Source organism: Streptomyces sp. NPDC006458 (assembly GCF_040612135.1).
In the GTDB taxonomy this organism is placed as follows: domain Bacteria; phylum Actinomycetota; class Actinomycetes; order Streptomycetales; family Streptomycetaceae; genus Streptomyces.
Window position 1 is genome coordinate 1 of record NZ_JBEXPR010000068.1, and the last position, 9,595, is coordinate 9,595.

7 protein-coding genes and 4 pseudogenes are annotated in these 9,595 nt (G+C 67.6%); 3 read left to right on the plus strand and 8 right to left on the minus strand.

Annotated features, from left to right (window positions below; translation table 11 throughout):
- Nucleotides 1-97: 97 nt before the first annotated feature.
- The 3 genes and pseudogenes from ABZZ79_RS39175 to ABZZ79_RS39185 all read right to left on the minus strand — a co-directional run.
- Nucleotides 98-823, minus strand: a pseudogene (locus ABZZ79_RS39175) (ISAzo13 family transposase); the annotation flags it as partial.
- A 312-nt stretch (nt 824-1,135) separates the two neighbouring features.
- Nucleotides 1,136-1,288: a hypothetical protein gene (locus ABZZ79_RS39180; RefSeq protein WP_356697395.1), complete on the minus strand. Its 153-nt coding sequence runs from the start codon at nt 1,286-1,288 to the stop codon at nt 1,136-1,138.
- A gap of 146 nt (nt 1,289-1,434) precedes the next feature.
- A pseudogene (locus ABZZ79_RS39185) lies at nt 1,435-2,928 on the minus strand (diguanylate cyclase); the annotation flags it as partial.
- Nucleotides 2,929-4,695: 1,767 nt separating this feature from the next.
- Between ABZZ79_RS39185 and ABZZ79_RS39190 the strand changes: the two are divergent.
- Nucleotides 4,696-4,896: a hypothetical protein gene (locus ABZZ79_RS39190; protein ID WP_356697397.1), complete on the plus strand. Its 201-nt coding sequence runs from the start codon at nt 4,696-4,698 to the stop codon at nt 4,894-4,896.
- A gap of 352 nt (nt 4,897-5,248) precedes the next feature.
- Here the strand turns inward: ABZZ79_RS39190 and ABZZ79_RS39195 are convergent.
- The 4 genes and pseudogenes from ABZZ79_RS39195 to ABZZ79_RS39210 all read right to left on the minus strand — a co-directional run.
- Nucleotides 5,249-5,497, minus strand: a pseudogene (locus tag ABZZ79_RS39195) (integrase core domain-containing protein); the annotation flags it as partial.
- A gap of 35 nt (nt 5,498-5,532) precedes the next feature.
- A complete protein-coding gene (locus ABZZ79_RS39200) occupies nt 5,533-5,970 on the minus strand; it encodes an integrase core domain-containing protein (protein WP_356697404.1) in 438 nt (145 codons plus the stop codon).
- Nucleotides 5,853-6,425, minus strand: a pseudogene (locus tag ABZZ79_RS39205) (IS3 family transposase); the annotation flags it as partial. The pseudogene ABZZ79_RS39205 and the gene ABZZ79_RS39200, both read right to left, overlap by 118 nt.
- On the minus strand, nt 6,422-6,727 hold the full coding sequence (locus ABZZ79_RS39210) for a transposase (protein ID WP_356697399.1): 306 nt from the start codon (nt 6,725-6,727) through the stop codon (nt 6,422-6,424). The gene ABZZ79_RS39210 and the pseudogene ABZZ79_RS39205, both read right to left, overlap by 4 nt.
- 103 nt (nt 6,728-6,830) lie before the next feature.
- On the opposite strand from ABZZ79_RS39210, the gene ABZZ79_RS39215 reads away from it, so the two are divergent.
- Nucleotides 6,831-7,316, plus strand: coding sequence for a hypothetical protein (locus ABZZ79_RS39215; protein WP_356697401.1), 486 nt, complete (start codon nt 6,831-6,833; stop codon nt 7,314-7,316).
- Between the two features lie 64 nt (nt 7,317-7,380).
- Here ABZZ79_RS39215 and ABZZ79_RS39220 read toward each other — a convergent pair.
- A protein-coding gene (locus tag ABZZ79_RS39220) for an IS3 family transposase (protein ID WP_356697406.1) occupies nt 7,381-8,510 on the minus strand; the annotation gives its coding sequence in 2 pieces (ribosomal slippage) (nt 7,381-8,300 and nt 8,300-8,510; 1,131 coding nt in all).
- Nucleotides 8,511-8,632: 122 nt separating this feature from the next.
- Here ABZZ79_RS39220 and ABZZ79_RS39225 point away from each other — a divergent pair.
- Entirely contained in the window at nt 8,633-9,517 is an 885-nt protein-coding gene (locus tag ABZZ79_RS39225; RefSeq protein WP_356697402.1) for an NUDIX domain-containing protein, read from the plus strand.
- The last annotated feature ends 78 nt before the right edge of the window (nt 9,518-9,595 follow it).

Sequence of the window (9,595 nt, forward strand, 5' to 3'; positions counted from 1 at the left end):
GCTCCGCTGCTCGACCACCCGCATCACCAGCCTCGTCCAAGCCGTCCTCACCCTGCATCTGGCCAGCTCAGAGTGAAGATGGAAAAGGCTCACTGTCCCAGCCGGTATTCGCGGCGATGTCGTAGATCCCGTACGGGATCGCCTTGCCCGGTCCTTGCCGGTCCAGGAAGTCGTGCGTCTTGACCAGGACCGGTTCATGGGTCGGCCGCCATTGGTGGCCCGCGTTCTTGTAGTCGCCGACGAGTTCCTTCTTCTTGGTGTCCACGCTGATCACCGGCTGGCCGGTACTCATGTGCTGTGTGGCCTGCTCGTTGATGTAGTGGAACTGGGCGTCACGGTCCGGGTGTTGCTTGCCCTCGATGGTCTTGGCGCCGGCCTGCAGGCTGAAGCCCTCCTGGCGCAGCAGGTCTCCGACCGTGTCCGCGCTCACCCTGTGCCCCTGGCGGGTGAGCTGGGCCGCGAGGTTCCTGGTCGACTTCACCGTCCAGCGCAGCGGCGACATGGGATCGCCCCGCTCGTCAGGTTCGACCAAGGCCAGCAACGCGGGCCGCAGCCCCGGATCAAGGTCCACGGCCTTCTTCCGACCGCCACCGGGCCTGCGGACCCGGCCCAAAGGCTCCTCGCCGGCCTCCAACTCGTCCACGCCCTTGCGGACCGTCGTTTCGCTGACCTGGGCCGCCCGTGCGACCGCCCGGATACCGCCGTGCCCCAGGAACCGGGCCTCGGCTCCCATCAGCAGCCGCCGCTGCCGCTCGTCCAGATGCGGAAACAACACCCCGAACTTCACAGCGAGTTGACTACCAACCTCAACGGAGACGCCCATAGCAGACCAACGAGCCGAAGCGCGCGAAGCAACACTGCGAGCCCTTAGGACAGCCCTGCATGTTCTCTTCTGTGGTCCAGCGCCAGGCGTGGTGCGCGCCGCTGACGGGCTAGATCGTCGCCGTCGGCTGCTGCCTTTCACGGGTCTTGCTATGCGGAGTCTGAGGCGCTCTGCGAAATCCGTCAGATACGGCAGCCGGGAGCAGCCGAGTGGGTCGCTGAACAGCGGGCTGCCGCGCTCTGTCTGTGGCCAGGAGATGGGTGAACGCGGCGGCGCGCAGCAGGGGTTGGGTCCAGGTGGGTACGGGGTGGGTCATTTGCAGCCCTGGCGTACGTTGTGGCGGTCGTGGAGAGCCAAGGTGGTGCCGTCGAGCGCGAGGTCCAGGACACGGGCGGTGTTCAGCTGGCTCGTGGAGGCCGCGGTGACGACGGCCGCGGCGAGGTGGGGGTAGCGGGTCAGGCTCAAGGCTTGTGGTTTTCGTCGGTGAAATGTAGGGGGCGGCGGAGATGACGGCGGGCTTACCGTCAAGGGTCGACTCGCCACCGCTCCAACGCCCGTCACGCCGTACAACGCCGTTTCCGTTTGGCGCACCGGCCCTTGAAAACCCGCGCTCACGACGCGTATCCGCGGGCGGCCCGCAGGATGTCACCAGGGGCCGTCCCGCACTGGGCCCAGGCAATACCGACACTTGCGTGCATGCGCACAGCCTGGTCGCCCAGGGGGATCGGCATGTGGATCTGGGACTGCATCCATACCGCGGCGGTGTGCGCGTCGGTGGTGCCGAAGTCGTCGGCGAGGACGACGAACTCGTCACCGCCGTACCGGGCGACCGTGTCGCCGTCGCGTACGGCCTGACTGAGTCGCCGGGCGACCTCGACGAGGACGCCGTCTCTCGCGTCGTGCCCGAAACGGGTGTTGACCGCCTTGAAGCCGCGGAGGGCGAAGAACATCACGGCCAGGCCATGGGTGTTGTCCTCGCCCTCGGGGGCCCAGACATGGGTGTGTGGGGGCGCGGCCTGGCCGGCGTGGGCGAGGTAGGGGAGGTCGACCCCCTCCGCGGTGGCGTGGGACCCATGCTCCCGGGGTGCGCAGAGACGGGCGCCGATACGGGCGTGCAGCTCGGCAAAATTCGGCAGGCCGGTGAGGGCGTCGTGCGAGGCGCGATGGACGAGATCGAACTCGCGGTGCTTGCGCTCGTCGATGTCCTCGATGTGAGTGAGCAGGAAGCGGGGGCCGTCGACGGCGTCCGCGACCACGCTGTTGCGCATCGAGACCCATAGGTATGTCCCGTCGCGGCGCCCGAGGCGCAGTTCCGCCCTCCCGCCCTCGGCGCTGGTACGGAGCAGGGTGCCTATGTCCTCGGGGTGGACGAGGTCGGAGAACGAGTATCGGCGCATGGCGGAGGCCGGGCGGCCCAGCAAGCGGCACAGCGCGTCGTTTGCCCGGAGGATGCGGCCGTGGTGGTCGCCGCCCACCTCGGCGATGGCCATACCGTTGGGCGCGTACTCGAAGGCCTGCCGGAAGGATTCCTCGCTGGCCCGCAGCGCCTGCTGCTCCCTTTCTTGTCTGACCAGTGCGCGTTGCATGTTCGCGCGCAGCCGCGCGTTACTGATCGCGATGGCGGCCTGGACTGCATAGTCCTCCAGGTCCCGGCGCTCGTCCGGCCTGGGACGGCGGCGGGTGAGGGGCTGGTCCACAGAGAGCACACCGAGCAGCTCACCGCGGGGGGCGCCAGCAGCGCTCCGGGTGTACATCGGCGCGAAGAGGCGGTCGGAGGGGTGCCATCCGTCGTCGGAACTGGGGGCGGGGCCGTCTGTGTGCCACTGCGGTACGTCGTCATCGTCGAGGACATAGCCTTCGGTGTGCGGTATGAACCGCAGGTCGCCCCAGGTCTCGCCCATGCCCAGTCTGCGCTCCCAGGCTGCGCGGGAGCCGACACGGCCGGTGATCAGTGCCTCGGCGTCGGGGTTGCCCGCGAGAGAGGCGACCACGAGATCGCCGTCCGAGCGGACGAGGTTGACGCATGCCAGTTCGTAGCCGAGACCGGTGACGAGTCCGTCGGCGACGATCTGCAGGGTGTCGGCGAGACTGCGGGCGAGGTGGAGGCCCTGGACAGCGGCCTGCAGATTGTGGCTTCTGTCGATGGCGAGGGCGCTGCGGCTGGCGAACTCCGCGGCGACTAACAGATCGGCGTCCTGAAAGGGCTGCTCGTCGGGGTGGCGCAGGAGGACCGCCGTGCCGATGATCCGCCTGCGACCGTGCAGGGGCACGAGGACGGTGTGGGCTCCGCCGGGTGTCGCGTGCCCCTCGCCGAGCAGTTCCGGCAGCGCTGCGCCACCGACCGGCGAGTCGGTGGTGACCGGCAGTGCCCCGTTCAGTACTTCGAAGAGTGCGCTGCCGGGGCGTACCTCGCACAGCGCGGCACCCCCGCCGGCGTGGAGCGGGTGCACCTGTTGCAGTCGCAGCGACAGCGGGCCCACGTGTTCCTCGTCGCCCACCGGGATCGGGTCCCGCAGATAGACCCTGACCGCGTCGGCGACGGTGGGGACGAGGGCCCGGCACAGGCGCGTCACGATGTCCTCCGGGTCCCTTCCCCGGGTGATCCGGCGGGCCGCCTCCGAGATGTCGCCCTGGGGGTCGGTGGCCGCAGACCGTGGGGATTCGAGCGCAGGGAAGGCTGTGTCCTGGCTGGTCGGCTGGTTGTTCGGCGTTGTTCCGGACAACCCAAAGGGTCGACTCCCCGCGTTCTGCCGAACCTGCCCGGGCACAAAGACGCTGGAATCCGGGGGAATCGCGGGCGACAAGTAGCCCACCTCGTCAGCGGCGTGCTGAACGGCTTTGTGCTCCTCGTCGAGGACGGCGCGTGCCTTCTCCAGCGCACGGTCCACGTCGTTGAGCGCGGCGTCGTCGGGGCTGAGCGCGTGCAGACCGGGTCGGGACAGTAGCGGCTGCGTCTCCTGTGTCGGGAAGGCTCCGTCCTCCCCCGTGCGGATCCGCAGCGCGGCGAGTTCGACTTCCAGTTCGTGGATACGGCGTGCCGCGTGGTCGGCGACCTGCTGAGCAATGCCCCGTTCCCGCTCGGCCCGAACCAGTTGTTCGCGTAGTTCCGTCTCCTGCCGTTGCGCCCGTGAGAGGCGCTCCACCACCCCTTGGCCGTCGGGAAGTGCGGCCGTCACCGTCTCCAGGGCGTCCAGCCGGCGTTTCAGTTCGGCGATATTCGCCTGAGCCTGTCCGAGCATGACGAACAGCAATGTGGCGATCGACAGGGCCTGTTGCCGTGCGTGCTCGCCGGCCTCGTAGGCCTGCCGTGCACGGTGCATCTCCTCGAGGACCTCGATGGTGCGGTCTTTGGCTTTCAGCAACTCCTGCGCGGGCACCAGCTCCTGCGCCTCCGCGATCGCTGTGGGATTCGTGTCCGCACGGTCCCACAGTGTTCTCGCCTCCCCGAGGCGTCGGCGGGACAGATCGGCCTGTTCGTGGGGAAAGCACACGTCGGCCACGGCCTCGACGAGATCCCACTCCAGCGACTCGCCGGTCAGCCGGTCACGCAATCGGCGTAACTCGGGCACGGCCCCGGCGACGAAGTGCTCGGGAGTGAGCCGTGCGTGCAGTTCTCTTACGGACATCGCAGATTCGTCCAGCCAGGACCGCACCACAGCGACAAGCTCGTTGATCTCCATGCACGAGCCCCGGGCCGGTCCCCACGGCCGCCCCGCCCGCTTCCTCTCCCCGCCCACTCGTGCTCCCCCATGGTTTGTTCGCCGGACAACCCGCTGTTGTCACCGGAGAAACATCCAACCCTCCCACCTGCGGTTCCGTCCGGGGATCGTCGTAATCAGTCATTGACACCACACAACCCAGGCGGTGCCTTCATGAACCACTCCTTCCCGGCGTTCCTGCTCCTCGCGCTGGCGGTGGCCGTCCTCGCCTCCTTCGTCGCCGCGGCGATCGCCTTCGCCCTCGCCCGCTGGGAGGGAGCTGCGGTGCCGACGGCCCTGTCCCGCTGTGGCATCACGTTCGCCGCGAGCCTCACGCTGTGCCTGGCAGTCTTCACGGCCCTGGACCGGACGTAGCTCAGGGGACGCCCACGGGACAGGGGTGGCGAGAGAAAGACGCCATCGGATAGCGCGCGCGGGCGCAGACGCGGCTGCTCCGCAGCTGGTCATCACCCTTCATCCGGCCAAGCACGTCGCTGCAAGGCAGGACGTCCGGAGGGCGACTGGGTGGCTGCCCTTCGTTGCGCGCGCGGCAAATCAGTGGAGCTCAGCAGCCACAAGTGCGGAGCTTGCCTGTAACGGATTCGGGATCATGAGGGGCATGAAGACACCGCAGATGCAGAAGACGGCGAAGGCCGGTTCGACCAGGGAGCGGAGCCGCACGAGGCATGAGCTGGCCCGAGTTTCGTAGAGTCCGATCTTGACTGGTTCAGGCGGACTGCGGGGTTTGCTCCTGGCTCCGCCAGGAGGCTTCCTCGTGCTCGGCAGGCGGTACGTAGTCGAGAGCGGAGTGGAGACGCTCTTCGTTGTACCAGGTGATCCACTGGAAGATCGCCCGTTCGACCTAGTCGACGTCCTTCCACGGGCCCTGCATCTCGATCAGCTCGGCTTTGAAGGTGCCGTTCAGGGCCTCGGCCATCGCGTTGTCGTAGCTGTCCGCGACAGAGCCGACCGGCGCGGTGAACTTTCCCCGTGATGCTGGACACTCGTTGCTTACGCTGCGAGGGCGTGTTCTTGCTCGTGTCGCTGTCGGGTCTCCAGCGGGGTGAGGTAGCCCCAGGCCGGATGCTTCCGCAGTCGCCTGCGGTTGTAGAACGTCTCGATGAAGGCGAAGATCTCCGCGCGGGCGGTGGTCCGGTCGGGCCAGCGGCGGGTGCCGATCTCCTCTTTGAGCAGTGCGAAGAAGCTCTCGGCGGCGGCATTGTCGAAGCACAAGCCGGTCCGGCCCATGCTCTGCCGCAGCCCCAGCCTGTCTGCTTCCCGGCGTAGTTCGTCAGAGGTGTACTCCGATCCGCGACGGAATGCGCGATGCAGCCGGGCTGCAGCCGGCCGCGTGCGGCGGCCATCGTCAGCGCGTCGACGACCAGGGAGGCGCGGTGGTGGTCGGCCATCGAGTAGCCGACGATCTCGCGGGTGGCCAGGTCCAGCCAGGTCGCCAGATACAGCCAGCCCTCGTCCGTGGGGAGGTAGGTGATGTCCCCGACCAGTTTCCGGCCCGGGGCGTCGGCCGTGAAGTCGCGGCCGATCAGGTCCGCGGCGGGCACCGCCCTCTTCGCCGGACGGGTCAGCGACCGGCGCTTGCGCCGGGTGACCCCGGCGATGTCGCGCTCACGCATGATCCGCTCCACGCGCTTGCGGTTGACCCGCCGGTCCAGCCTGCGCAGCCCGGCATGGATGCGCGGCACCCCGTAAGTGCACCGGGAGGCGACGTGCAACACGGTGATCTCGTGGGCCAGGGCGTCGTCGGCGGCCCGGCGGGCAGCGCGGGCCTGCTCGCCGGCCAACCAGGCGTAGAAGGAGGACCTGCCCACCTTCAGCAGCCGGCACGGCAGAGCGACTCCATGGGTGGTCTTCTCCGCCTCGATGAACGCGTACACGTCGCTCATCGATCGCTCTCCTTCGCGAAGAAGACCGCCGCTTTTCGCAGCACCTGGATCGTCTCGGCCTGCTCACGGTTCTGCCGCCGCAGCCGCCGCAGTTCCTCCCGCTCCGCGCTCGTCAGCTCGCCCGGCGTCCCCCGCCCGCGGTCGATCGTGTCCTGCTTCACCCAGTTCCGCAGCCCCTCGGCGCTGACCCCGATCTCCCGGGCCACCTCGGTGACGGTCCTGCCGGAGGAGCGGACCAGCGCGACCGCGTCGCGCTTGAACTCCTCCGTATACCGCCTGCTGCGGTTGCTCTTGCTTCCCACCTGGCCACTACTTCCTCTGGAACCTCATGTCCCAGTCTCCAGGTGTCCAACATCAAGGGGAAGCTTCACGGTGTCGCTGTAGCAGCTGTGCGACGATCGCACGATGTTGCGCAGCCTCGAGATCACCGCGGTTCTGTCTGGGCTTGAGAAGGTTCATCGTGAGCAGTTGTTCTGGAAACCCACGATCCAGCTGAACCTGGATTGCTTCGTCTGCGAGCGGGTCGGACGAACTAACGCGCTGGAGCGGGGGGCCGAGCGGGCCATCTGCTGGAGCGGCAGGAACGAGCAGCACTTCGCCGCGGCTCGGATCGCTGCGTTCGACGTGACAAGCCAGGACGACCGGCTGGCGTTGCGGACTGTGGTGGACTTCTGGTGGGCGCCGTTCAAGGACGCAAAGCGGGGCACCGACGCAACGCCGTTGAGCAGTTGGGTTCGCCTGCACTACGGCAACTACTGCCCTCACCAGGAGACGTCGAGCGAAGGTTCGATCCAGACGAACGTGCGGCGGCCCACGAGTGTGTACTGCGGAGGCTGCAAGACGGAGATCGCGGTGGATGCGGAGGTTCCGTCTGTTCGGCTGCTGGTGTGAGCCCTGTGCGGGACGGTGGCGTGAGGGGCCTCGCGTTTCCCGGACAAGTGTCTGACCGGCTATTTCACTCGGCGATTCGCAACTTCTCGTACTCGGCGTGGACTTCGCACAGAGGACGGTAACCCACCACCGAGTGGAGTCGTTTGCGATTGTACCAGAATTCGATGTAGCGAGTGATGTCCTCCCGAGCTGCCTCTCGCGTCAGGTAAGTCACTCTTGATACGCGCTCGTTCTTCAGGGCGCCGAAGAATGATTCAGCCATGGCGTTGTCGAAACAGATCCCGGTGCGGCCGGAAGATCTGCGCAGCCCGAGCCGGTCGAGGGTCTTTCCGAACTCGGCTGACATGTAGTTACTTCCGCGGTCGGAGTGAAATATGGCGCCGTTCGAGAGGTTCCTGTTGCGTGCCGCGTTGCGGACCGCCCTGGATATCAGAGGGGTTTGGTAGTGGTCATCCATGGCATAACCGATGACTTCCTTCGTGCAGCAGTCGATGACTGTTGCGAGGTACAGCCAGCCTTCCCCGGTCGCGATGTAAGTGATGTCACCGACGAGCTTTTCGCCGGGTGCGTCAGCGGTGAAGTTGCGGCCGACGAGGTCCGGTACCCGGCGGGCCGTGGCCTTGGTGAGGTTGAACCTCTTCGGTCGCGGCTGGCAGGGCTCGAGGCCCAGCTCACGCATGAGCCGACGGACCAGTTCCAGGCCCGCGGTGACGCCCCAGCGGTCCAGCTGGGCCTGGATGCGTCGGTGGCCGTAGGTGCCATCGGACATGTCGAAGGCTTTCTCGATGAGCAGCTTCAGTTCGTCGCGCCGCTGGGCCGTTGCGGATTCCGGGCGGGATCGCCAGTCGTAGTAGCCGGATCTGGATACGCCGAGCCGGCCGCACATGAACTCGACGCTGTATGCGTACTCCTCGGTGTCGAGCCGCATCTCGTCGATGAACTCGTACTTGCTTGCTACCGGGGATCCTTCGCGAAGTACGCGGCGGCTTTTTTCAGGAAGGCAACTTCCATCTCCAGCTCGCGGTTGCGTCGTTCGAGTTCCTTCAGGCGGGCCCGTTCGTTCACCGTCAGTTCCGCCTCGGGAGCAGGTTCCTGCTGCTTCAGGTGCTTCTTGACCCAGCCGCGAAGCGTCTCCGGGTTCAGCTCAAGCTCCCGGGCGACTTCGGAGATCGTCTTGCTCGACCTCAACGCGATCTGTACGGCGCTTCCTCGCGGAACTCCGGCGAGTACTTGCTGGGTGGCGCCACTTCTTCCTCGTTTCCTGTTCAGGACAACCCTATTGGATCCCTGTCCGGAAACTTCGTGGCCCCTCAACCGTGGACGCCGTCGACTTCACGGACGGCGCGATCGCCCGGGCCCGCGAGGAGCACGCCGCCGTCGAGAGTGTGCGCTGGCTGCAGCTGGACATCGAGCGCGACGACCCGGCCCCGCTGGACGAGGAGGGGTACGACCTGATCACGCTGCGGCTGGTGTACCCGTTCGTGGGGGACCGCGGCCGGACCGTTCACGGGCTGGGCGAGCGGCTGCGCGACGGCGGCGCACTCGTCGTCATCACCCCGATCGTCGCGAACACCCCTGCGGCGCGGCGAGGGATCGCCCTGGACGAGGACGAGATCACGCTGCTCGGTGCTGGCTGGAAGACGGTGGAGCGGCTGGACGCGGACGGTCTGGCCTTCCTGGTCCTGCGCGGGCCGTGCCACCTCGACACCCGGGCCGTCGAGAAGCGGCCGACCAACGGCCACGCCCTGACCGGCGCCCTCGCCGTCGTCACCGACTCCGCAGGCCGGGTCCTGCTGGGCCGCTCCCGGCGCGGCATGCTCGAGCTGCCCGGCGGCAAGACCACCGGCCCGGAGGACTTCGCCGCCGCCGCGGCGCGCGAACTCGCTGAGGAGACCGGGCTGGTCGCCGATCCGGCCGACGCGCACGTGGTGACGATGCTGGTCGACGACAGCCACGGGGTCCCGCGGGTCACGGCCGTCGTCCGCATCACCGCCTGGACGGGCACTCTGGCCAACCCCGAGCCGGACAAGTTCGACCGGTGGGAGTTCTTCGACCTCCACGCCCTCGCCTGCGTCGGGGACGTGTTCGTCCCAGCCGCTCTCTTCCCTGTCAAGTTCTTCTGTTCAGTCCTGCAGCTACTGCTCAGGCCCCTATTGCAGTCGGCTGTGGGACACCTCGTCATGTCGGGTCTTCGAACTTGAGCGGTGTGTCGTCCCGAGTGGACTGACTGGCTGTCACGTTGCGTGAGGGCCAGGGGTCGTGGGTGGTCCTGGCAGCAG